Origin of the sequence: Nocardia elegans NBRC 108235, from assembly GCF_001612845.1 — a bacterium.
Classification (GTDB): Bacteria; Actinomycetota; Actinomycetes; order Mycobacteriales; family Mycobacteriaceae; genus Nocardia; species Nocardia nova.
In genome coordinates, this window is sequence record NZ_BDBF01000010.1 from 140,499 (window position 1) to 162,289 (window position 21,791).

The following is a 21,791-nucleotide window of genomic DNA, read 5'->3' on the forward strand; positions in this document are numbered from 1 at the left end:
TGTTCCTCGGTGTCACGGCAGCAGTCCCCGAACAGCTATCGACCGGCAAGCATAATGCGCGAACCCGCACGGACCCCGGATTCGCCGCGCGCCACGCCGCCCACCTCGAGATTTCAAGCGGGGTAGACATGGATTTCGGTCGCCTTGACCGCGGCCCATACCCGCATACCCGGTTGAATGCGCAGGTCGGCCACCGCCGCCGCGGTGATGTCGGCGAGCACGGGTGGAGCTCCGTCGAGGCGGACGCGGGTGAGGTTGGCGTGGTGTTCCAGGCCGCCGACGGTCACCGGCCAGGTGTTGCGGGGGCTGCCGCCGGGTTGCTGGGGATGCAGGCTCACCGCGGTAGGCGGGAAGGTGAGGAAGACGCGGCCCGTGGCCGGAGCGGCGACGGTGAGGTGCCCGCCGTTGTCGATCTCGACGCCGGTGCCCGCGGCGGTGCCGCGAAACAGATTGAGCCCCATCAGATCTGCGACATAGTCCGACCGCGGCCGCCGGGCGATCTCGGCCGGCGCGCCCTGCTGGACGATCGCGCCCTGTTCGAGGATGACGAGCCGGTCCGCCAGCACCATCGCGTCGAGCGGATCGTGGGTGACCACCACGGTCTGGCCGCGATAGTCGCGCAGGTGGCGGGCCAGGTCGGCGCGCACCTGCCCCCGGGTCCCGGCGTCGAGCGCGGCCAGTGGTTCGTCGAGCAGCAGCAGCTGCGGGTCGGTGGCCAGGGCGCGCGCGAGCGCCACCCGCTGCGCCTGTCCGCCGGAGAGTGTGCGCGGTGCGGCGTGCGCGTGCTCGGCGAGACCTACCCGGGCGAGCTGCTCGGCGGCGCGGGCCCGCGCCTGCGCGCGCCGCATGCCGCGGGCCCGCAAGCCGAACGCGACGTTCTCGAGCGCCGAAAGATGCTGAAACAGCAGGTAATCCTGGAAGACGACGCCGACCTGTCGCTGCTCGGCCGGGACGAAAACTCCCGGCGGTTCGTCCCAGACCCGGTCGGCGACGCTGAGGCGTCCACCGGTGAGCGGTTCGAGCCCGGCCAGCGCACGCAGCGCCGTGGTCTTCCCGGCGCCGTTGGGCCCGAGCAGCGCCACCACCTCACCGGGTTCGACGGTGAGCGCCAGGCCGAGGCGGAAGCGCTCCCGCCGCACCTCGAGTTCGGCCCGCAGCGTCATGCCGCTCCTCGAATCCAGCGCTCGCGCAACGACACCAGCACCGCGACCGACACCAGCAGCAGCACCAGGCTGAGCACGATCGCGGCATCGGGATCGGTTTCCAGCGCGAGATACACCGCCAGCGGCATGGTGGTGGTGCGGCCGGGGAAATTCCCGGCGAAGGTGATGGTCGCGCCGAATTCGCCGAGCGCCCGAGCCCAGCACAGTACGCCGCCGGCGAGCACGCCCGGCAGGATCGCGGGCAGGGTGACGCGACGGAAGGTGTACCAGGGGGTCGCGCCGAGAGTGGCGGCGGCTTCCTCGTAGCGGGTGTCGGTGCTGCGCAGCGCGCCCTCCACCGAGATGACCAGAAACGGCATGGCGACGAACGCCTCGGCCACCACCACCCCCGGCGTCGTGAACGGCAGCGAGACGCCGAACCAGTCGTACAGATACCGCCCGAGCAGCCCGCGGCGGCCGAACACCAGCAGCAGTGCCACACCTCCGACCACCGGCGGCAGGACCAGCGGCACCGTCACCAGCGCGCGGATCACGCCCCGGCCCGGGATGTCCGCCCGCGCCAGCAGCCAGGCCAGCGGGATGCCCGACAGCAGGCAGATCACGGTCGCGCAGCTCGCGCAGATCAGCGAAAGTCGCAGGGCGGTACCGACTTCCGCGCTGAACAGCCGGTCGGTCAGGCTCGCCCACGGGGTGCGCGCCAGCAGACCGATCAGCGGAATCACCAGGAACGCCAGCGCGCCGAGCGCGGGCAGCACCAGCACGACCGGCCGCCGTCCCGATATCGCCCGTCGCCGCGTTCCCGGCCTGCTCACGGGGCGTCGAATCCCGCGGCGGCGAACACCTTCTTCGCCGCATCGGAGTGCACGTAGTCGACGAAGGCGGCGGCCGCGGCGGCGTGCGGGGCCTTGGCGAGCGGTGCGATCGGATAGGTGTTGACCACCTTCGCCGATTCCGGGAAGTCGATGCCCTGCACCTTGTCGCCGGCCGCCTGCACATCGGTGCGGTAGACCAGTGCGGCGTCGACCTCGTCCAGGGTCACCTTGGTGAGCACGGCCTTGACATCCTGCTCGCGGGTGTCGGGCCGCGGGGTGATGCCGGCGATCTGGAAAACCTTCTCCGCAGCCGCACCGCACGGCACCTGTACCGCGCACAGCGCGATCCGGGGCTCGGGTTTGCCGAGGTCGGCCAGTCCGGTGATCTTGCCCGGATTTCCCTCGGGCACCGCGATTTCCAGCCGATTGCTCACGAACGTCTCCGGTTTCGCGGTGACCTCACCGGCGTCGACCACCTGCTGCATATTGGCCGGGGCCGCGGAGGCGAAGACATCGGCCGGCGCCCCCTGCTCGATCTGCTGGGCCAGTGCCGAACTGCCGCCGAAGCTGTAGACGACCTTCACGCCCGGGTGGGCGGCCTCGAAGTCGTGTCCGAGTTTCGTGAACGTCTCGGTGAGCGAGGCCGCCGCGAAAACCGTGACCGTGCCCGAGAGCTGGTCCGTTCCGGTGGCGGACTTCGCGTCGTCGGAACCGCATCCGGCCAGGCCCGCGGTGACTGCCACGACGGCCGCTGCGGCGCCGATGGTGCGCAAGATCTGCATCCTCGTCAACTTTCTGGAATTTCGACCACGACGTGGGTCGATTTGACCGAGGCGACGGCGATACTGCCGACCTCGAGACCGAGTTCGTCGACCGATTCCCGGCTGACCAGCGAGACCAGCCGGAACGGTCCGGCCTGCATCTCGACCTGCGCCATCACCGTGTCCTTGACGATACGGGTGACGATGCCGCGCATCCGGTTGCGGGCCGAGGCGGCCACGGTGACGCCGGGTTCGCGCGCCTCGGCGTGTTGACCACGCAAGACCTCGGCCAGATCCGCGCCACGCACCCCCTTGCGGCCGCTGTCGAGCCGGATCTCCGGCAGTCGCCCCTGATCGATCCAGCGCCGCACGGTGTCGTCGCTGACCCCCAGCAGCGCCGCCGCCTCACTGATCCGCAAATTCGTCACAATGGGAAGCATATTGCCGTGAATGCGGTACGCAAGCCCCGCAAGTCCGCTCGGTGCGGGCGCGGGTCGCCACCGCGCCCGAATATCCGGACCTGTGGCGTGAATTCGTCGCTATGACACCGGATTACGAGTTCTATCGGCGCCAGGCGGGCGGGCGCACGATCCCGCTGGTCGTTCTCGAACCGCGCTGAGCGTTCAGCAGTACAGGTCGACGAACCGGTCGAGTGAGCGTTCGATATCGCCCCGCAGCGCTCGCGCGACCGTCGCTCCGATCGGGCCGAACAGCGGTCGCCCACCCAGATCGATGTCGACGGTGACCGCCGAACCCGAGGCGTTCGGCGCGACCAGCAGTTCCAGTCCCAGTTTGGTACCGCCCTTGCCGGCGCCGCTCAGCACGAGCCGGCGCGGTGGTTCGGCGGTGCGCACGGTCCAGCGCACGCGGTTGCGCAGACCCTTCACCGAGGCGATGCCCACCAGTTCGGTACCCGGGGTCAGCTCGTCGGGCACCCGGCTGCGCCACGCCTCGTGCATGATCAGCCACTGGTCGAGCTCGCCCAGATTCGCCGCGTGCGACCACGCCCGATCGGGGGAGATCGGAACGTCCACCGAGACCTTCAGTTTCGCCACGGGTGGATGGTAACCGCCGGTGATTCGGCCATCCGACCGTGGTTACGAGGCGAGTCCGGGGTCGGCGTGGATCGGCCGGTCCGTCGCCGAGAGCGGTTGCCCGGAACCGCCGCGGCGCACCGCCACGATCTCGGCGCCGATCGACACCGCGGTCTCCTCCGGTGTGCGGCCGCCGAGTTCCAGTCCGATCGGTGAATGCAGCCGGTGCAGCTGGTCATCGCTGATGCCGTTGTCGCGCAGGTGTTTCCGTCGCTTTCGATCCGACCGCCGCGAACCCATCGCCCCCACGTAGGCCACCGGCAGTCGCAGCGCTGTCGCGAGGACCGGCACATCGAATTTCGGGTCGTGGGTCAGCACGCAGATCACCGTGCGCGAATCGACGTGCGTACCGGCCAGATACCGATCGGGCCGATCGCGCACCACCTCGTCGGCCTCGGGCAGACGCGCCCGGTCGGCGAAGACCGGGCGCGGTTCGCAGACGGTGACGCGGTAGCCGAGCAGCCGCCCGACCCGGCACAGCGCGGTGGTGAAATCGGTGGCGCCGAAGACGATCATGCGCGGTGGCGGGGCGAAGGACGTCACGAACACGGTGCGTTCACCCTCCGCGCACCCGATGGTGCGGACCGCGCTGGTGGCGGCCTCGAGCATGGCGCGAGCATGTGCGATCACCGCCGGGTCGGCGGGCCCTCCGATCGAGCGATCCGGTCGCACCGCGACGATCGCGCCGGATTCCAGATCGCGGACCAGGGCGACCGGCCGATCCGGATCCAGTGCGACGTCGATCGTCTCGTACTCGGCCGCGGTCACCCGGTGGATGAACACCTCCAGTTCCCCGCCGCAGGTGAGCCCGACCGCGAAGGCGTCGTCGGCGCTGTAGCCGAAGGTGCGCCGGACCGGCTCCCCGGATGCGAGCACCTGCAGGCATTCCTCGTAGACCGCGCCCTCCACGCAGCCGCCGGAGAGGCTGCCACGCACCTGGCCGGACGCGGAGACCGCCATGGTGGTGCCCAATGCCCTTGGCGCGCTGCCCCGTACGCCGATCACGGTGGCCAAGGCGTATGTCGTTGCGGCGGCATGCCAGTGCCGCAGGTGCTCGCCGAGTTCCCGCACGCCGACCTCCGATGAGAATTACATTCTCCTTCTACTGTAGCGACGTACTCACTTTCGGCATATATTGTTAACCGACCGCGAGGTGCCGGTCCTTGTCCGACGGCGAACAAGAGGGGATCAGTCCGATGACCGCGATGCGAGCCGCCCGATGACCTCGACGACAACAACCGCGAGCGCCTCCGTGGTCGGCGCGCGGATCCCGCGCATAGAGGACGCGCGCCTGGTCACCGGCGCGGGAACCTTCGTCGACGATGTGACCCGCCCGGGCGCGGCGCACGCCTGCTTCGTGCGCAGTCCGCTGCCCCGCGCGACCATCGGCGCGATCGACGTGTCGGCGGCGCTGGAACTGGACGGGGTACTCGCCGTCTACACCGCCGCTGACCTCAATCCCGGTGCGCACGAGATCTCCTACGACCTGGACATGGTCGGTATGCCGCCGGTGCCGCGTCCGCCGCTGGCCGAGGAGGAGGTCCGATTCGTCGGCGATCCGGTCGCACTGGTGATCGCCGCCGACCGCTATATCGCCGAAGACGCCGCCGAACTGGTCGTCATCGACTACGAACCGCTGGACCCGGTGGTCGACTACACCACCGCGGAACAGTCGCCCAATCTGGTGCACGCCGGATTCGCCGGTAATTCGGCCGGGGCGATGGGCGGGCGTCCGGCCGCCGACCTGGCACCGCTGTTCGACTCGGCCGCGCATGTGGTGCGCCAGCAGATCTTTCAGCAGGCCTATCTGCCGGTGCCGATGGAAACCCGCGGCATCCTCGCCGAATGGTCGGCGTCGACGACGGAGATGACGATCTGGATCGCCACCCAGTCGCCGCACGAGGTCCGCGCGTTCTGCGCCCGGCTGCTCGGCATCGACGAACACCAGGTCCGGGTGATCGCGCGCGACACCGGCGGCGGTTTCGGGCTCAAGCAACTGCCGCTGCGCGAGGAGACCTGCGTCATGCTCGCCTCGCGTGCGCTCGGCACCCCGGTGAAGTGGATCGAGGACCGTCAGGAGAATCTGATGGCCTCGGGCCTGGCCCGGCACGAGAACGCCGATGTGGCAATGGCATTCGACGCCGACGGCCGGATCGTCGCGGCCTCCATCGATCATGTGCAGAACGTCGGCGCCTATCCGACACCCTCGCCGATCACCGGTGGTGTGGTCGTGGGCATTCTGTTCCCCGGCCCCTACCGCATCACCGACGCCTCGTTCAGTTCGAAGTTCCTCTACTCCAACACCGTCGGTCGGGTCGCCTATCGGGGGCCGTGGCAGTTCGAATCCGTGGCGCGCGAGGTGCTGCTCGACCGCGCGGCCCGGCAGATCGGCATCGACCCGATCGAGCTGCGCCGCCGGAACATGCTGCGCCGCGACGAATTACCGTGGGCCAATCCCAACGGCATGTCCTACGACAACATCTCGCCGATGGAGACGCTCGAGCAGGCGGTCGAGAAACTGGACTACGACGCCTTCCGCGCCGAACAGCGCGCCGCCCGCGCACACGGCCGCTACCTCGGCGTCGGCACCTGCACCTATGTGGAACCGACCACCGGCGCGAGCCCGTTCCTCAGCACCGAGGGCGCCACCATCCGCATCGAACCGAGCGGCAAGGTCAACGTCTACGTGGCGGGCGGTTCGGCCGGAAACAGCCTGGAGACCACGGTCGTTCAGCTCGCGGCCGACGCGCTCGGGGTCACGCTCTCGGATGTGCGCACCATTCAGGGCGATACCGCGGTGACGCCGTTCGGCGGCGGCACCGGGGGCAGCCGGTCCGGATCGATGACCGCGGGTGCGATCGGGCAGACCGCGGCCGGGTTGCGCGAGCGGATCGTCGCGATCGCCGCCCACCGATTGGGCGTCGCGCCGGAGGAGATCGAGTTCGCCGACAGTCGCGCGAGTGTGCGCGGCGCTCCCGACAAGGGGCTGACGCTGGCCGAGATCGCCGACATCGCCTACTTTCAGGCCGACAGTCTGCCGCCCGGAGTGCCGCCGGGGCTCGAGGCCAACGGCCGGCACAAGACCTCGCAGATGGCGATCTGGGCCAACGCCACCCACATCTGCACCTGCGAGGTCGACATCGAGACCGGAGCGGTGACGCTGCTGCGCTACATCGTCAGCGAGGACGTCGGCCCGATGATCAACCCCAATGTGGTGGAGGGCCAGATCTACGGCGGCACGGTGCAAGGCATCGGCGGCGCGCTCTACGAACATCTCGCCTACGACGAGAGCGGAAATCCGGTCGCGACGACCTTCCTGGACTATCTGCTGCCGACCGCGATGGAGGTTCCGGATATCGAGGTCGGCCACATCGAGACGCCGAGTCCGGGGCCGGGCAGCTTCAAGGGCGTCGGTGAGGGCGGAGCGATCGGCGCGGCGCCGGCCGTGCTCAACGCCGTCGCGGATGCGTTGTCGCCGTTCGGGATCGAGCTTCGGGAGCTGCCGCTCTCACCCGCACGGATCGTGGAGATGGTGGAGCGGGCACGTGCCGCCGGGAAGGAGTCGGCATGAAACCGGCCGCCTTCGACTATCACGCCCCCGGCTCGGCCGAGGAGGCGGTGACGCTGCTGGCCGAACTCGGTGACGAGGCCAAGGTCATCGCCGGCGGCCAGAGCCTGGTGCCGATGCTGGCATTGCGGCTGGCGGTCTTCGACCATCTCGTCGACCTGCGGCGAGTCGACGACCTGCGCGGTATCGAGGCCGGGGCCTCGAGTGTGCGGATCGGTGCGGGGACCACCCACGCGGCGGTCGGCGCCTCCGCGGAGGTCCGCCGGGCGGTTCCGCTGCTGCACCGGGCGACACCGCTGATCGGACACTTCCAGATCCGCAACCGCGGCACCATCGGCGGCTCCATCGCCCATGCCGACGCCGCGGCCGAATATCCGGTGGTGGCGCTGACCCTGGACGCCGAGATCGAGGCGTTGTCACCGCGCGGGCGGCGCACTCTCGCGGCCGCGGACTTCTTCACCGGCATGTGGACCACCGCGCTCGAACCCGACGAACTGGTCACCGCGATCACGTTCCCGGTCCGATCCGGGCGCAGCGGCTTCGCGATCGAGGAATTCACCAGGCGCAGCGGTGATTTCGCCATGGCCGGGGCGGCGATAGCGGTCCGGCTGGACGGGGACTCCCGCATCGACCGCTGCGCGATCGGACTGTTCGGCCTCGCGCCGACCCCGGTGCGGGCGCTTCGGGCCGAGGCCGCACTGCTGGGGCGGCCCGCCGATGCGGTGGCGGCCGAGGAGGTCGGCGCCGCGGCGACCGCGGACCTGACCGCGATCTCGTCGGATGTGCACGGTTCGGCCGAATACCGCCGCCGGCTCGGTGCGGCGATGGTGGCGCGGGCGTGGGGCCGCGCGATAGAGGAGGCGAGCAATGACTGAGGTCGATATCGAGGTGCGTATCAACGGCTTCCGCCGCCGCGACAGCGTTGCGCCCCGGCTGACGCTGGCCGATTATCTGCGCGACCGCTGCGGGCTGACCGGCACCCACCTCGGCTGTGAACACGGCGTGTGCGGCGCCTGCACGGTCCTGCTCGACGGCGCCGCGGTGCGCTCCTGCCTGATCTTCGCGGTCCAGGCCGACGGCGCCGAGATCACCACCGTCGAGGGCATCGCGGGCCCCGACGGGAAATTGTCGGCGGTGCAGGAGGCCTTCCGCGCCGAACACGGATTGCAGTGCGGCTTCTGCACGCCCGGCTTCATCGTGTCCGCGACCGCATTCCTGCGTGAGAATCCCGACCCCACCGACACCGAGATTCGCGAGGCGATCTCGGGAAATCTGTGCCGCTGCACCGGATATCAGGGCATCGTGCGCGCGGTCCGTGCCGCCGCCGATGCGCGCGAGGCCGGTGCCGAATCGTCCACCGGCGACGAGGCGGCCGATATCGCACCCGCCGCCCGGCGGGCCTGATCCGACCGAGGACCTTCATGAAACTCGACAACACGTTCACCATTCCCGTTCCGGCCGCGCAGGCCTGGCCGGTACTGCTCGACCTCGAACGCATCGCACCGTGTGTGCCCGGCGCGATCATCACCTCGCGCGAGGGCGACGATTTCCACGGCCGGATCAAGGTCAAACTCGGCCCGGTGGGGTTGAGCTACAACGGGATCATCAAGGTCGTCTCGCAGGACGAACAGGCCGGGGTCGCGGTGCTCGAGGGCCGCGGCCGTGAAGCGCGCGGCAACGGCACGGCGAAGGCGACCATCACCTGCCGATTGGTCGAGAACGACGGCAGCACAGACGTTTTCGTCGATACTGATCTGGCGATCACCGGTAAGCCCGCCCAGTTCGGCCGGGGTGCGCTGGCCGATGTCGCGGGGACGCTGATCGGGCAGTTCGCCACCAATCTCGCCGACGAGATCACCGCCTCGGCACTGCCGCCGGCCGAACCACTGCGCGCCGTCACGCAGTCGCCGGACACGGGCGCGGCCACTGTCACCGCGCCACGGCAGCGCAGCGTCGCCGCCGCGCCGCGGACCCCGGCGGAGCCGCTGGATCTGCTCGCGGCCGCGGGGTCCGGAAATCTGGTGCGCTACGGCGGATTCGCGGCGGCGCTGCTGATCGTGGTGCTGGTGGCCGCGCTCCGGCGGCGAGCACGACAGGGCTGACCGGGCCGCGTCAGCGCTCGAGGTCGCCGGGTTCGTCGATATCGCGGCCGGTGGCCAGATCACCGCATTCCACGGTCTGCGCGGGGACAGTGCGCAGATAGGCGGCGGCACCGCGGTCACCGGACAGGGTCGGCAGCAGGTCGGCCCAGTGCCGGCGGGCGATCACCACGGGATGGCCGGGGCGTCCGGCGAAACTCGCGCGCGCGATACCGGACGGGTCGGCCATCGCTCGCTCGATCACCCGGGCGACGACATCCGCGCCGACATCGGGCGTATCCACCACGTGCAGAGCGACGTAGGCACCGTCGAGCCGCTGCGCCGCACCGATTCCCGTGCGCACCGACGCGCTCATTCCCTCGGCCCACTCCTGCGCCACCACCGTGGTGGTCGCGGGAATGGGTGGGACCTCGGCGGCGCCGAGCACCACCACGACCTCCGCGCACCCGCCGTCGCGCAGTGCGTTCACCGCGGTGGTCAGCCAGTCGCCGACGGTGGCCTTGGGACGGCCGAATCGCCGTCCCGCCCCGGCGGCGAGGACGACTCCGACGACTCGATCCGACATGGTTGGCCTCTCGGTGGGGAAACTGCTGTGGCGCCAATGTAATAGCGGAAACGCCGGTCCTTTGTGGACTCGGCCAATTCGCCGTCGCAAGCCGCCGAACAGGCGAAATATCGTTCGCGGGCATCCTAGGATGAGCAACCGACCAACAGGCGCGAGATTAGGTAGGAGTGCGTGATGCCGTCCAAGGCGGTCGGTCAGCGTCGACGCCCGACGCAGGAGCGTGCGAAGGAAACCCGCCAGCACATCCTCGACACCGCGGCGCGGTTGTTCGGTGAGCGCGGGATCGAGAACACCTCGACCAACCGGATCGCCGCCGAGGCCGGTCTCAGCATCGGCACCGTCTACCGGTACTTCTCCGACCGCACGGTCATCGTCGAGGAATTGCTGGAACGACTGCTGGAGAGCATCGAACGCCGCTTCACCGAACGGCTGGATCGCGCGGACCGCTCGGTCGAGGATATGACCGCCGACATCCTCGTTGCCATCTGCGACGAACTGGTCGACAACGCGAAACTGGTTCGCGCCCTGGCCGCCGGAGTGCAGTTCTACAACAGCGGCATCCCCGAATTCGAACCCCGCTTGCGCCTACTGGTGAAGGTCCTGCTGATCCAGATCCTCGGCCCCAGCGACGACCACGAACTCGACGTCATGGCCTTCGTCCTCGTGAACACCGGTTTCTCCGCGGTCCTGCGCGCCTCCGCCCTCGAGGTCGACCCCGAGGAACGCCGCGAAGCCATCGTCATGACCGCCCGCATGATCGGCGCCTGGAGCACCGCGGAAATCGAACGCCGCGCGGCGAATTCGGCCTGAGCGCTCCTTCGCGCCACCGAGCGCGGGCCGCTGGCGGGAATACCGTGCCCGGATGACGATGATTCGAGCCGGTCGCGATCTCGCGGCGGATATCCGGGTGCGCTCGCTGTTGTCGGCGGCCGTGGGTGGCGGCCGGGCCCGCCTCGACGCGGTACTGCGCCGATATCGCGACGATCCGGCGACCGGTCTGCTCGCGGTGTTTTTGGCGGACGAACCGATCGGCGTGGCCGGATACGAGCGGTGCGCGGACCGGATCGTCCTGCTCCATATCGCGACATCGCTGCGCGGGCGCGGGGTCGGCCGGCGGTTGGTGGCGCGACTCCGCGCGGACGATCCCGCGCTGCCGATCGTCGCCGAAACGGACCGCTCGGCGCTCGGCTTCTACGCGGCGCTCGGATTCACCACGACCTCGCTGGGCGAGAAGTATCCGGGCGTCGAGCGATTCCGGGTTCGCCTCGCGGCCGGTGATGACAGCGACTGACATCGAGGTGTAGCGTGATGGCAGTCGCTGACATCGGCGGCCGCCGTGCGAGAGGTGCGGCGTATTCCTCGCGGGAAGGTCTTTCCATGCGCGTATTCATCACCGGGGCGTCGGGACATGTGGGGTCCGCGGTCGTGCCCGAACTGCTGTCAGCGGGACACGAAGTGATCGGACTGGCACGATCGGATGCTTCGGCCGCGGCGTTGGAGGCCGCGGGAGCGCAGGTGCAGCGCGGAAATCTGGACGATCCGGAGGCACTGGCCGAGGCGGCGGCCGCGGCCGACGGCGTGATCCACCTGGCGTTCAAACACGAGAACATGATCGCCGGGGACTTCCTCGGTGCGGCGGATGCCGATCTCCGAGTCGTCCGCGCGTTCGGTGAGGCCCTGGCGGGGTCGGGTAAGCCGCTGGTCAGCACGTCCGGAACGGGTCTGCTCGCGGCCCTGGGACGAACCGGCACGGAGGCCGACTCGCTGCCGGCCGGCCCGCGCATCGACTCCGAGAACGAGGTGATCGGGTTCGCCGAGCGCGGAATCCGATCCAGCGTGGTCCGGCTGCCACCGACCGTGCACAGCACCCTCGACCGCCAGGGTTTCGTCCCCATCCTGATCGCCACAGCCCGCGAGAAGGGTGTGTCCGCCTACGTCGGCGAGGGCACAAACCGCTGGCCCGCCGGCCACACCCTCGACGCGGCGAACCTGTACCGCCTGGCTCTCGAATCCGCCCCCGCCGGCACCCGCCTGCACGCCGTCGGCGACGAAGGCATCCCGCTGCGCCGCATCGCCGAGGTGATCGGCCGCCACCTCGACGTCCCCATCGTGAGCATCGCCGCCGAGGACGCCCCCGCCCACTTCGGTTTCCTCGCCCCCATGGTCCAACTGGACAACCCCACCACGGCCGAGGCGACCCCGGCCCTGCTCGGATGGAAACCCTTGCACCCCAACCTCATCGAGGACCTGGAGGAGGGCCACTACTTCACCGGGCGATAACCCGGAAGCACCGGCCGGCCCACACCGGCCGCCGGCGCTCACCGCATGCGCGGACTGCCCATTCCGAACTACCCGACGGCGTCCATGCGCAGGGTGGTGTTCTCGGCGGCGGGGGCCAGCATGGGTTCGAGGGCGGTGGGCTGGTCGCGGTACTTCGACTCGTAGGCCTTGCGGACGCGGTCGTTGGCGTAGGAGTCGGTGACCGGGTGCAGGGTCACATCGGTTTCCACGCCGTGGGCGCGGATCCGTGCGCCGCGGGTGTGCATGGCGTGGCGGTACCAGTCGCCGGATCGGCCGTAGGCGGAGCGGATGTAGAGATCGTTGTCGACGCGCACCACCCAGATGGTGGTCCAATCCCGCAGTGCGCCACTCTCGTAATAGCTGGTGATCTGCAGTTCCTCGGAAGATCCGATCCGATCGAGCTGAGCGGCGGTCCAGGCCATGTCGTTACCTCCATCGATCGCGATGCAGTGGTTCGCCCAGGCTAGGCCGATTCCCGGCGGCGATGGGGCTGCCTCAGCGCGGTTCGGGGAACCTTTCGGCGACCGTGGCGATCAATGCGCCGGCCCAGCGGTCGAGGATCCGCGCGCCCTCGGCGGCGTCGGCGGTGGTCGGATCGCCGAGTATTCCGTTGGCGCTCACCGCTTTCACCCCGCCGGACCGCAGCCGCGGCATCAACTCCCGCAGCGGCTGGGTGGCGCCGGGTTCGGCGCGGTGCATCGTCACCCGCGCCGGGGCCAGGTGGAGCATGACCGAGGTTTCCCCGTGTCCGGCGTGGGTGTCGTCGGCCGGACCGGTCGGCGACCACACCAGCGTCGATCGGCCCTCCGCGGTGAGCAGGCGTTGGGCGGCCCGCAGTGGCTCGAGGTTTCCGCCGTGCCCGTTCACCAGGATCACGCCCGCGAATTCGTCTGCAGAGCGCACCAATTCGACGATCAGCAGTTCCAGGGCGCGGTGCCCGATCGACAATGTCCCCGGGAATCCGGCGTGTTCACCACTCGAGCCGTACGGAATCTCCGGCGCCGCGACGATATCCGGACGCGTGGCGACCAGACGGCGGCACAGTTCCACCGCCACGGTGGTGTCGGTGCCCAGCGGCAGATGCGGTCCGTGTTGTTCGGTCGCGCCGAGCGGAATCGCCAGCAGCGGCGCGCGGTCGGCCTCGGCGAGGTCCGCCGAGGTCAGATCAGCCAGACGCATCACTGTCTCCGTCGGTTCGATACAGCAGCGGCACCACCGGCTCGGCGGTCCGCGCCCGCAGACAGCCGGCCCACACTCCCGTCCCGTAGGCGAGATCGTCGGCGATGCGCAACAGTCCGGCCCGCGGATCCCGGCCGGCCGCCACCGCGCGGGCCATCACCGGCAGGTAGGCCGCGAGCAGCAACCGGCGGCCGCGGCGGCTGAACAAGGCTGCCGGCCACCAGATTCGGCGCAGCGCATCGGCGAGCTGACGCACCGCGGACACTTCGGCCTCGCCGACCACCGTCGCGGCCATCGACGCCGGCATCCCGGCAGTACGCAGCCGCCGCAGCTGCCGCACCGGTTCGACGGCCGTCACGATGCCGAACCACGGGCGGCCCAGCGCGATCGTGACCCAGCGGAACGCGGTGCTGCGAGGCAGGCGCGCGCAATACAGGTGTCCCGGATGTCGCCGCGCCAGGACAGCGGCCGAGGTGCCGTAGTCGTAGCGCTGTCGCAGCCATGCCCGCAGCGTGGTGCGCGGCTCGTGCCGAACGACCGAATCGGGTTGGTACCGAACGACTTTCCCGTCACCCACGAGCCGCCAGACCAGATCGACATCCTCGCCGTAGCGCAGGCTTTCGTCGAATCCGCCCGCTCGTTCCCACGCCGACCGCCGCACGACCAGCGCCGCGGTCGGGACGTAGGAGATGCGCCCGCCCGGCCGCACCACCGCCGGTTCGCCACCCATATCCAGGCTCGACCGGTGGGCCTCGTAGCTGCCGAGCACACCGTGCTCGAAGGTCCGCACCCGAGGAGCCACGGCCGCGACCGCGGGATCGTCGAACAGCGGCAGGAGCGGGTCGAGCCAGCCCGGATCGGGCACGATATCCGAATCGAGAAAGGCGATCAGCTCGGTGGCGACCGCGCGGCATCCGCTGTTGCGGGCTGCCGCCGGGCCGCGCGCGGACGCGTGCCGGACGATCGTCACGGTCGGTGTCGCGTGCGTGCGGTCCCCGTCCTCGGCGACACCATCGGTGATCGGCTCGGCCGAACCGTCGTCGACCACGATGCGGGAGCTCACGTCACCGGTCGCGGCGAGCAGCCGGGTGAGTCCAGGGAGGTTGTCCTTGACCGGGACCACGACCGTGACATCGGCTGTGGTGTGGCGGCCCTGCCCGACTACCGGGTGCGCGACGCCCGCCGCCAGCATCCGCTGCGCCAGCGCCTGCGCGCTCGTATCACTGCCGACCGGCTCGCCCGCGAACCACGCCCGCACTCGGCGGGCGCCGGCGGGAGAGAGGCGCAGCATTCGTAGCGGACTGCCGCCGAGCAGTACTCGTCCGTCGGGCGAGGACCGCAACCGCGCGTCCGGACGCAGCGTGACGGTCACAACGGCACAACCTCCATCGGCACGACTCGGCCGGCACCGGCCGCGTCCGGAACGAACCAGACCAGGCTACGTGTGCTACTGGAGGACGTGGCCGGTGGATCTATTCGATGCCGAGTGTCACCTCGGTCGATTTGATCAGCACCTTGACCGTCGAGCCCTCGGTGAGGCCGAGATCGTCCACGGCATCGCGGGTGATCGACGAGGTGATCTCGTCTCCGCCGGTGAGGCGGACCCGCACGACTGCCATGGCCTCACCGCGAGTGACCGAGACGACGGTGCCGTCGAGTTGATTTCGGGTGCTCAGGCGCATGCGGCGACCATACGCCCGCGACCTGCTGCCGCGAGGGAGGGCGGAGTCGGCGCGTTCAGCCGAGCTCGCGGAGGGCCGGCGCGATCGACACCAACTGTTCGATACCGGAGCCGAATTCGGTGCCGATCGGTGGCAGCAGCACCACATGGTCCGCCCCGGCATCCAACTGGGCGCGGATCGTGACCACGATGGATTCCGCGCGGCCGTGGGCGACGAGTGCGTCCACGACCCCGTCACCGAGTTCGTCGATTTCGATTGCCGGATAGCCCAATTCGACGAGTGTGGCGCGAAACGACGGACGGGCGGCCCACGTTCGCACCACCTCGCGGGCGGCCGCGCGGGCTCGCCCGCGATCATCGTCCACGACCACCGATTGGCCCACCACCAGCAGTTTTCCGGGGCCGAGCGCGTTTCGGGCGCGCGCGGTATGTTCCGCGGGCAGGCCGGCCGGCAGGGCGCCGTCGGCGATATCGGCCGCGAGGGAGAGCATCTTCGGACCGTTCGCGGCGAGAATGCGGGGATAGGGCGTCTCGGGCGCGGGTGGCCAGGTTTGTTCGTCCATTCCCGCCACGTAGTCCCGCATGGTCGTCAGTGGGCTGCCGAATTCGCGGCCGACGCTGTCGGCCTGCTGCGGATACCCCACACCCAGGCCGAGCACGAATCGCCCCGGATACGCCTGGGCGAGGTAGGCGGCGGCGCCGTGCGCCGTCTGCGGCGCCCGAGCCCAGATGTTGGCCACGCAGGTTCCGGCCGTCATCCGTTCGGTGGCGGCGAGCAGGACGGCCAGGTGCGCGAAGGCGTCCTTGCCGATCACCTCGTTGGTCCATACCGCCCGGACTCCGGCCTCTTCCAACCGGCGGCCCGCGCTGCGTTGCTCCTGCGCCGAGGGCGTCCGGGTGAACGACACCGGGAGGGTGACGCCGACCGCTCCCAGCGCGCTGCGTGCGGCTTCCACGACGGTGGTGCTTGTCATCGATTGTCCCTCCTGGGATGTACGGCGATTCGTTGAAATGGTTGTGCTGGTGAGGAATACGTAGGTCTCGACGGGTGTCTCGGGGTCGGCGGCCGGTGGTGCAACCGGTGCCACGGACCGGCGGCCGGTGGTGCAACCGGTGCCACGGGAAGAGGGCGCGAAGGCAGTGTCGTGGGGCGTCGGCGCGGGGTGAGTCACGATCCCGTCGACGCCGGCGCCGGATCTCCGCCGGTAACTCACTCTCGCACCGTCGACGGACGCGGTGCCAATGATTCTTTCGTCTGACGCAATACACTTTCCGTATCGCCCCAGGTAGGCGCGGCTGAGCACTCGGGCCCCACAGCTAAGCTGGCGTCATGCCCGAGACGTCGCCCGTGGACCTCGATCTACGGCTGGTGCACTGTTTCACCGTGGTCGCCGATCATCGGCACTTCGGTCGCGCGGCCGAGGCGCTGCATGTCACGCAGCCGTCGCTGAGTCGCCAGATCCACCGGCTGGAACAGCAACTCGGCGCTCGCCTCCTGGACCGCACTCCGCAGGGAAGCCGGCTCACCGAGGCCGGTGAGGTGTTCCTGCCGCAGGCCCATGCGCTGCTCCGGGCGGCGGCCGCGGCGGTCGCCAAGACCCGCGCCGCCGCCCAGCCGGGGCGCGTCGCGGTCGGCTATACCAGCGGGCTGATCGTCACCCCGGCCGTACGGGAACTGCGCCGCCGCCATCCCGATGCCGAGGTGCGCGCCCAGCACGTGCCCTGGAACGACGTCCCCACCGCGCTGCTGGAACATCGCGTGGACGCGCTGGTCACCCGGCTGCCCTTCCCCACCGAGCGGCTGCACGTCACCGTCCTCTACGACGAACCGCGGGTGGTGATCCTGCCGACCTCCCATCGGCTCGCGGGCAAGGAATCGGTCACCCTCGCCGATATCGCCGACGAACCGTTGCCCCGGCTCCGCGATTCCGATCCGGCCTGGAATGCCTACTGGCGCATCGACCCTCGCCCCGACGGACGCCCCGCCCCCGACGGCCCGGTCATCGACGCGATGGAGGACAAACTCGAGATCATCGCCGCCGGCGAGGCCATCGCCATCGCCGCCGGCTTCCGAATCCACACCCTCCGCCCGGACCTCACCGCCGTCCCCCTCACCGACGTCGACCCGGCCCACGTAGTCCTGGCCACCCGCGCCGACGACCGCAGCCGTCTCGTCGCAGCCCTCCGTAAAACCGCGCATGCCGTCCTCACCGGCCCCACCCCGGAGGGCTGATCACGCCGGGATGCCGGTCGAGCGGCGCCGAGGAGAAACGGTCGCTTTCAGTCGGCGCCGGGGACGAGGCGTACGCCGCGGCGGGCGTTGGCGATGGCGGAGACGGTGGTGGTGCCGAGGACGCCGTCGCGGTCGAACATCACCGCGGTGCCGACGGCGAGGCCGTGGTGTTCGACGCGTTCGGTGAGGGCGAGGCCGATTTCCCTCTCGGCCGGCAGCCGGGTGATCGCCATCGTCACATCGGGATTGATGTATTCCAGGCCCGCGCTGCCGAGATTGGACACCATATTCGTGACGTCGGCGACCGAGGCCGCGAACTGGAACGGGGTCGACTCCTCGCCCTCGACCACCGGAATGGCGAAGTGCCAGATGCGTTTTCGGGGGCTGTCGCGGAAGGCGTCGGACCACTCGCCCCAGCCCTCGGATCCGGTGTAGTAGAGCCGTTCCGGGTCTCGGGTAGCGCGCATGCCCGGATCGGGGGCGGTCGGGGTGGTGCCGCCGGACCACACCTGCCCGGGCGGGGCCTCGCTCGCTCGCAGGAACAGCGCACTCGCGCGAGCCGCCGGTTCGCCGTCCTGGCTCAGCACCGCGTCGACCAGGCAGAGGCGGGGACCTTCACGGACAATCGTCGCGGAGGTCACCGAGGGGCGCATCCGGACCGCGCGGAACAGATCGAGCGTCCACCGCACCGGCTGCAGATCCGGACGGCCCAGGGCCTCGACCGTCCGCTCGACCTCTCGCGCCAGCGCAGCGCTGACGGCCGGCCCGCGCATCTGGTCCGCACCCCAGCCGCTGCCCGCGCGGGGTTCGGGGTGCAGTTCCTCGGTCTCCTCGTGCTTGACGCGGAAGAACGCACTGTCCATGGCGCCGAACTCCTTCCTCACCGGCCGACGGCCGGGCACCCACGATCATCAACCGCCCGGAATCGACGATCACTTCCGGGGTAGGCGAAGCCGGGCCCGCAACCGAGGAGATCAGGGCGCCGGCACCCGGCCGGGGTGGACGAGACAACGCTCTTCGGACCCGAATACGTTGTGACAGAAGGTATCCCGCAGATCGGTGAGACGAATCAGAACCAGGCCAGCAATCGATGCCACAGGCTGCGGCGCACGTGCGCTTCGGCGGTCATGGGCTGCGCTCGCGAGGGCGCGGGCGCAGCGGGGTCGCCACCCGAGGCTGGGGACTCGGCGTCGCCGTAGGGTCCGGGCGGCGTCGCGCCGGCTTCGGTCATCGGCGCCGGTTCCGAGCGCGGGGCCTGTGACCAGGCTAGATGGGGTGGGGAATGGGGGCCGTCCGGCGGCATGAAATGGGTGAGGCGCGGCAGTTGCACGGTCGGGTCGTCCAGGTCCCGGCGCAGTTGGTTGCAGAACTGCTCGACCGAGCCGTAGCGATCGACGATCTCCTCGACCAGCAGGGCCGCCGACGGAGTTGTCGTGATCAGTTCGCCGCTCACCGTTCTCCTCACCTCACAGCCCGGACTCGATCTGCCGCATACCGGGCTCAACCGTCATATGTCTGCGAATAACCCCCAGCACATCCACGGCGAGTCGGGGAAATATCGGAATCGCTCCCGCTCGAGCGCTATCCGCGCCGCGCCGTGGTGATCGTTCTGCGAGGCAGCCTAGTCAGAAACGCGGTTATCCGCAAACTTTCCGCGAGCTGGTCGGTGGCTCGAAACAACCTGGTGTCCAGTCGTTTTCGAATGGTAGTGTTAGTTCGGTGGAAATTCGGGGGATTCGTGGTGAGTAAGCTTTTTAGCTTCAGCAAATATCGAGCACATGCTTGGTTCGGTGTTGCCGGATTTGTCCGCCGGAATATCGGGGACGCCGAAAAATCTCCGGCGGCCATCGGGAATATCGGGGGAGGGCAGCCGGGTTGCCGATGGGGGTGAAGCGTAGGTGGTGCGCGGAAGGCGGAAGGATACCCCCAAGGTGTGCAGGTCAACGGTGGGATAGGCTGGATCGGTCATGATGTCGGCTTTCCCGGGTCCGGTCGCAGCGGCGCCCAAGACGGTCTACCTCGATCACGCGGCCACGACACCCATGTTCCCGGCCGCCGTCGAGGCGATGACGGCTGTGCTCGGCACGGTCGGTAACGCCTCGTCTCTGCACGGCTCCGGCCGCACCGCGCGGCGATTGCTGGAGGAGGCGCGCGAATCCGTCGCCGCCGATCTCGGGGCGCGGCCCTCGGAGGTGATCTTCACCTCGGGCGGTACGGAAAGTGACAATCTCGCGGTCAAGGGCATCTACTGGGCTCGTCGCGACGCCGATCCGCGCCGCACCCGCATCCTGGTGAGCTCGGTCGAACACCATGCGGTGCTCGACGCGGTGGACTGGTTGCAGCAGCACGAGGGCGCGCAGGTCACCCTGCTCGACGTCGACTCCGAGGGCGTCGTCTCGCCGGGGGCGCTGCGCGAAGCGCTGTCGGCGCACGCCGACGATACCGCCCTGGTCAGCGTGATGTGGGCCAACAACGAGGTCGGCACGATCGAGCCGATCCTCGAATTGGCCTCCGTCGCCCAGGAATTCGACATTCCGATGCACAGCGACGCGGTGCAGGCGGCCGCCCAGTTGCCCATCGATTTCGCATCGAGTGGCCTGGCCGCGGCCAGTTTCGCCGGGCACAAGGTCGGCGGTCCGCACGGATGCGGGGTCCTGCTGCTGGGCCGGCAGGTCGGCTGCGTCCCGCTGCTGCACGGCGGCGGCCACGAGCGCGACCTGCGATCGGGCACTTCCGATGTGCCGGCCGCGGTGGGAATCGCCGCGGCGCTGCGGGAGACCGTGCGGGAAATGCCCGCGCGCACAGCGGAATTGATCGAGCTGCGCGATCGCCTGATCGCCGGCGTGCGGGACGCGATGCCCGGGGCGGTCCTCAACGGCGCCACCGGTGAACGGCGCCTGCCCGGAAACGTCCATTTCACCTTCCCTGGTTGCGAGGGCGATTCCCTGCTGATGCTGCTCGACGCCGCGGGCATCGAGTGCTCGACCGGATCGGCGTGCAACGCGGGGGTGGCCGCGCCGAGCCATGTACTGCTCGCGATGGGGGTGGAACCGCGTCAGGCGCGCGGTTCCCTGCGGTTCTCGCTCGGTCACACCACGACCGTGGCCGAGATCGACAGAGTGCTGGAAGTTCTGCCCTCCGTGGTGGAGCGGGCCGAAGCGGCCGGACTGGCCGGTGCGAAAGGAGGTACGCGATGAGAGTGCTGGCAGCGATGAGCGGCGGCGTCGATTCCGCCGTGGCCGCCGCGCGTGCGGTCGACGCCGGCCACGAGGTGGTCGGAGTGCATCTGGCCCTGTCGGCCACCCCCGGAACACTGCGCACCGGGTCGCGCGGCTGCTGTTCCAAGGAGGACGCCGGCGATGCGCGCCGCGCCGCCGACGTGCTCGGAATTCCGTTCTACGTCTGGGATTTCGCCGACCGCTTCAAAGAGGACGTGATCGACGACTTCGTCGCCGCCTACGCGGCCGGTGAGACGCCGAATCCGTGCCTGCGCTGTAACGAGAAGATCAAGTTCTCGGCCCTGGCCGACCGCGCCGCCGCGCTCGGATTCGACGCCGTGGTGACCGGCCACTACGCGCAGCTGTCCGACGGTGTGCTGCGCCGTGCCGTCGACGCCGACAAGGATCAGTCCTATGTGCTGGCCGTGCTCACCGCCGACCAGCTGTCACGGGCGATGTTCCCGGTGGGTGACACCCCGAAGCCGCGCATCCGCGAAGAGGCGGCCGCGCGCGGTCTCGCCGTCGCGAACAAGCCCGACTCCCACGACATCTGCTTCATCCCCTCTGGCGACACCCGCGCGTTCCTCGGCGCTTCGATCGGTGTGCGTCCCGGCGCCATCGTCGACAGCGACGGCCGCAAACTGGCCGACCACGAAGGCGTGCACGGATTCACGATCGGCCAGCGCAAGGGGCTCGGGCTGCCCGGCCCCGCCGCGGACGGCCGCCCCCGCTACGTCACCGAGATCGACCCGGACTCCGGCACCGTCCACGTCGGGCCCGCCGAAGATCTGGACGTGTGGACAGTGCGGGCGGACCGGGCCGTGTGGACCTCCGGTGAGGTGCCGTCCGGGCCGTTCGACTGTGTCGTCCAGGTGCGTGCGCACGGCGGCATCGCCCCGGCCGTCGTCGAGGCGGTCGACGGCGGTCTGATCGCGCGACTGCGCGAGCCCCTGACCGGCGTGGCGCGCGGGCAGGCCGTGGTGGCCTATCTGCCGGATCCGTTGGGAGACCGGGTGATCGGCAGCGGCACCATCAGCGGTACCGGACGCGAGCGCGCCGGGGAGCTGGTCGCGGATTCCGCGCGGTGAGCGCGGACGTCGTCCGGATCGGGGGCCAC

The 21,791-nt window shown here is 69.9% G+C and carries 25 protein-coding genes and 1 pseudogene; 11 read left to right on the forward strand and 15 right to left on the reverse strand.

What is annotated here, in order from left to right; genetic code table 11:
• Positions 1-113: 113 nt before the first annotated feature.
• Genes NE2_RS09000 through NE2_RS09015 form a run of 4 tightly spaced genes read right to left on the reverse strand, consistent with a single transcriptional unit; the run spans position 114 to position 3,164 of the window.
• Positions 114-1,163, reverse strand: a complete 1,050-nt coding sequence (locus NE2_RS09000) for an ABC transporter ATP-binding protein (protein WP_063025508.1) — start codon at positions 1,161-1,163, stop codon at positions 114-116.
• Positions 1,160-1,924, reverse strand: a complete 765-nt coding sequence (gene modB, locus NE2_RS09005) for a molybdate ABC transporter permease subunit (RefSeq protein ID WP_373862234.1) — start codon at positions 1,922-1,924, stop codon at positions 1,160-1,162. The genes NE2_RS09000 and modB overlap by 4 nt, the downstream gene beginning before the upstream one ends.
• 47 nt (positions 1,925-1,971) lie before the next feature.
• Positions 1,972-2,757, reverse strand: coding sequence for a molybdate ABC transporter substrate-binding protein (gene modA, locus NE2_RS09010; protein WP_063025510.1), 786 nt, complete (start codon positions 2,755-2,757; stop codon positions 1,972-1,974).
• A 5-nt stretch (positions 2,758-2,762) separates the two neighbouring features.
• On the reverse strand, positions 2,763-3,164 hold the full coding sequence (locus NE2_RS09015) for a TOBE domain-containing protein (protein WP_063025511.1): 402 nt from the start codon (positions 3,162-3,164) through the stop codon (positions 2,763-2,765).
• A gap of 50 nt (positions 3,165-3,214) precedes the next feature.
• Between NE2_RS09015 and NE2_RS34855 the strand changes: the two are divergent.
• Positions 3,215-3,355: pseudogene (locus NE2_RS34855) on the forward strand (nitroreductase/quinone reductase family protein); the annotation flags it as partial.
• A gap of 4 nt (positions 3,356-3,359) precedes the next feature.
• Here NE2_RS34855 and NE2_RS09020 read toward each other — a convergent pair.
• Both NE2_RS09020 and NE2_RS09025 read right to left on the reverse strand, forming a co-directional pair.
• Entirely contained in the window at positions 3,360-3,791 is a 432-nt protein-coding gene (locus tag NE2_RS09020; RefSeq protein ID WP_063025512.1) for a type II toxin-antitoxin system Rv0910 family toxin, read from the reverse strand.
• A 42-nt stretch (positions 3,792-3,833) separates the two neighbouring features.
• Positions 3,834-4,901, reverse strand: coding sequence for an XdhC family protein (locus NE2_RS09025; protein ID WP_063025513.1), 1,068 nt, complete (start codon positions 4,899-4,901; stop codon positions 3,834-3,836).
• Between the two features lie 148 nt (positions 4,902-5,049).
• Between NE2_RS09025 and NE2_RS09030 the strand changes: the two genes are divergently transcribed.
• Genes NE2_RS09030 through NE2_RS09045 form a run of 4 tightly spaced genes read left to right on the forward strand, consistent with a single transcriptional unit; the run spans position 5,050 to position 9,500 of the window.
• The gene (locus NE2_RS09030; RefSeq protein ID WP_063025514.1) at positions 5,050-7,401 is read left to right on the forward strand and encodes a xanthine dehydrogenase family protein molybdopterin-binding subunit; all 2,352 of its coding nucleotides are present in this window, start codon (positions 5,050-5,052) and stop codon (positions 7,399-7,401) included.
• A complete protein-coding gene (locus NE2_RS09035; protein WP_063025515.1) occupies positions 7,398-8,273 on the forward strand; it encodes an FAD binding domain-containing protein in 876 nt (291 codons plus the stop codon). The genes NE2_RS09030 and NE2_RS09035 overlap by 4 nt, the downstream gene beginning before the upstream one ends.
• The gene (locus NE2_RS09040; protein WP_063025516.1) at positions 8,266-8,802 is read left to right on the forward strand and encodes a (2Fe-2S)-binding protein; all 537 of its coding nucleotides are present in this window, start codon (positions 8,266-8,268) and stop codon (positions 8,800-8,802) included. Before NE2_RS09035 ends, NE2_RS09040 begins: the two co-directional genes overlap by 8 nt.
• Positions 8,803-8,819: 17 nt before the next feature.
• Complete coding sequence (locus NE2_RS09045; RefSeq protein WP_063025517.1) at positions 8,820-9,500, forward strand: SRPBCC family protein; 681 nt, start codon at positions 8,820-8,822, stop codon at positions 9,498-9,500.
• A 10-nt stretch (positions 9,501-9,510) separates the two neighbouring features.
• Here NE2_RS09045 and NE2_RS09050 read toward each other — a convergent pair whose 3' ends face one another.
• Positions 9,511-10,062, reverse strand: a complete 552-nt coding sequence (locus NE2_RS09050; protein WP_063025518.1) for a nucleotidyltransferase family protein — start codon at positions 10,060-10,062, stop codon at positions 9,511-9,513.
• A 174-nt stretch (positions 10,063-10,236) separates the two neighbouring features.
• Between NE2_RS09050 and NE2_RS09055 the strand changes: the two genes are divergently transcribed.
• From NE2_RS09055 to NE2_RS09065, 3 genes are all read left to right on the forward strand, one after another.
• Positions 10,237-10,872 (forward strand): TetR/AcrR family transcriptional regulator, encoded by a 636-nt coding sequence (locus NE2_RS09055; protein WP_063025519.1) that lies wholly within the window; start codon positions 10,237-10,239, stop codon positions 10,870-10,872.
• A gap of 52 nt (positions 10,873-10,924) precedes the next feature.
• Positions 10,925-11,353 carry a GNAT family N-acetyltransferase gene (locus NE2_RS09060; RefSeq protein WP_063025520.1) on the forward strand — a complete coding sequence of 143 codons (429 nt, stop codon included), beginning with the start codon at positions 10,925-10,927 and terminating at the stop codon, positions 11,351-11,353.
• An 86-nt stretch (positions 11,354-11,439) separates the two neighbouring features.
• The gene (locus NE2_RS09065) at positions 11,440-12,342 is read left to right on the forward strand and encodes an SDR family oxidoreductase (protein ID WP_063025521.1); all 903 of its coding nucleotides are present in this window, start codon (positions 11,440-11,442) and stop codon (positions 12,340-12,342) included.
• A gap of 68 nt (positions 12,343-12,410) precedes the next feature.
• On the opposite strand, the gene NE2_RS09070 is transcribed toward NE2_RS09065, so the two are convergent.
• From NE2_RS09070 to NE2_RS09090, 5 genes are all read right to left on the reverse strand, one after another.
• Positions 12,411-12,785, reverse strand: coding sequence for a DUF2255 family protein (locus NE2_RS09070; protein ID WP_063025522.1), 375 nt, complete (start codon positions 12,783-12,785; stop codon positions 12,411-12,413).
• A 73-nt stretch (positions 12,786-12,858) separates the two neighbouring features.
• Positions 12,859-13,542 carry a mycofactocin biosynthesis peptidyl-dipeptidase MftE gene (gene mftE, locus NE2_RS09075; RefSeq protein WP_063025523.1) on the reverse strand — a complete coding sequence of 228 codons (684 nt, stop codon included), beginning with the start codon at positions 13,540-13,542 and terminating at the stop codon, positions 12,859-12,861.
• Entirely contained in the window at positions 13,529-14,914 is a 1,386-nt protein-coding gene (gene mftF / locus NE2_RS09080; protein ID WP_063025524.1) for a mycofactocin biosynthesis glycosyltransferase MftF, read from the reverse strand. The genes mftE and mftF overlap by 14 nt, the downstream gene beginning before the upstream one ends.
• Positions 14,915-15,014: 100 nt before the next feature.
• Positions 15,015-15,224 carry a TOBE domain-containing protein gene (locus NE2_RS09085; RefSeq protein ID WP_030512908.1) on the reverse strand — a complete coding sequence of 70 codons (210 nt, stop codon included), beginning with the start codon at positions 15,222-15,224 and terminating at the stop codon, positions 15,015-15,017.
• Positions 15,225-15,279: 55 nt separating this feature from the next.
• Positions 15,280-16,197: an LLM class flavin-dependent oxidoreductase gene (locus NE2_RS09090; protein ID WP_063025525.1), complete on the reverse strand. Its 918-nt coding sequence runs from the start codon at positions 16,195-16,197 to the stop codon at positions 15,280-15,282.
• Positions 16,198-16,553: 356 nt separating this feature from the next.
• On the opposite strand from NE2_RS09090, the gene NE2_RS09095 reads away from it, so the two are divergent.
• The gene (locus tag NE2_RS09095) at positions 16,554-17,456 is read left to right on the forward strand and encodes a LysR family transcriptional regulator (RefSeq protein WP_063025526.1); all 903 of its coding nucleotides are present in this window, start codon (positions 16,554-16,556) and stop codon (positions 17,454-17,456) included.
• A gap of 47 nt (positions 17,457-17,503) precedes the next feature.
• Here NE2_RS09095 and NE2_RS09100 read toward each other — a convergent pair whose 3' ends face one another.
• The 3 genes from NE2_RS09100 to NE2_RS35570 form a co-directional block, all read right to left on the reverse strand.
• Positions 17,504-18,319 carry an acyl-CoA thioesterase domain-containing protein gene (locus NE2_RS09100; RefSeq protein WP_063025527.1) on the reverse strand — a complete coding sequence of 272 codons (816 nt, stop codon included), beginning with the start codon at positions 18,317-18,319 and terminating at the stop codon, positions 17,504-17,506.
• Positions 18,320-18,525: 206 nt separating this feature from the next.
• Positions 18,526-18,909, reverse strand: a complete 384-nt coding sequence (locus tag NE2_RS09105) for a hypothetical protein (RefSeq protein ID WP_063025528.1) — start codon at positions 18,907-18,909, stop codon at positions 18,526-18,528.
• 258 nt (positions 18,910-19,167) lie between these two features.
• Positions 19,168-19,425 (reverse strand): hypothetical protein, encoded by a 258-nt coding sequence (locus NE2_RS35570; protein ID WP_146165285.1) that lies wholly within the window; start codon positions 19,423-19,425, stop codon positions 19,168-19,170.
• Here NE2_RS35570 and NE2_RS09110 point away from each other — a divergent pair.
• Positions 19,424-20,653 carry a cysteine desulfurase family protein gene (locus tag NE2_RS09110; protein ID WP_063025529.1) on the forward strand — a complete coding sequence of 410 codons (1,230 nt, stop codon included), beginning with the start codon at positions 19,424-19,426 and terminating at the stop codon, positions 20,651-20,653. The genes NE2_RS35570 and NE2_RS09110 overlap by 2 nt on opposite strands.
• A complete protein-coding gene (gene mnmA, locus NE2_RS09115) occupies positions 20,650-21,762 on the forward strand; it encodes a tRNA 2-thiouridine(34) synthase MnmA (RefSeq protein ID WP_063025530.1) in 1,113 nt (370 codons plus the stop codon). The genes NE2_RS09110 and mnmA overlap by 4 nt, the downstream gene beginning before the upstream one ends.
• The last annotated feature ends 29 nt before the right edge of the window (positions 21,763-21,791 follow it).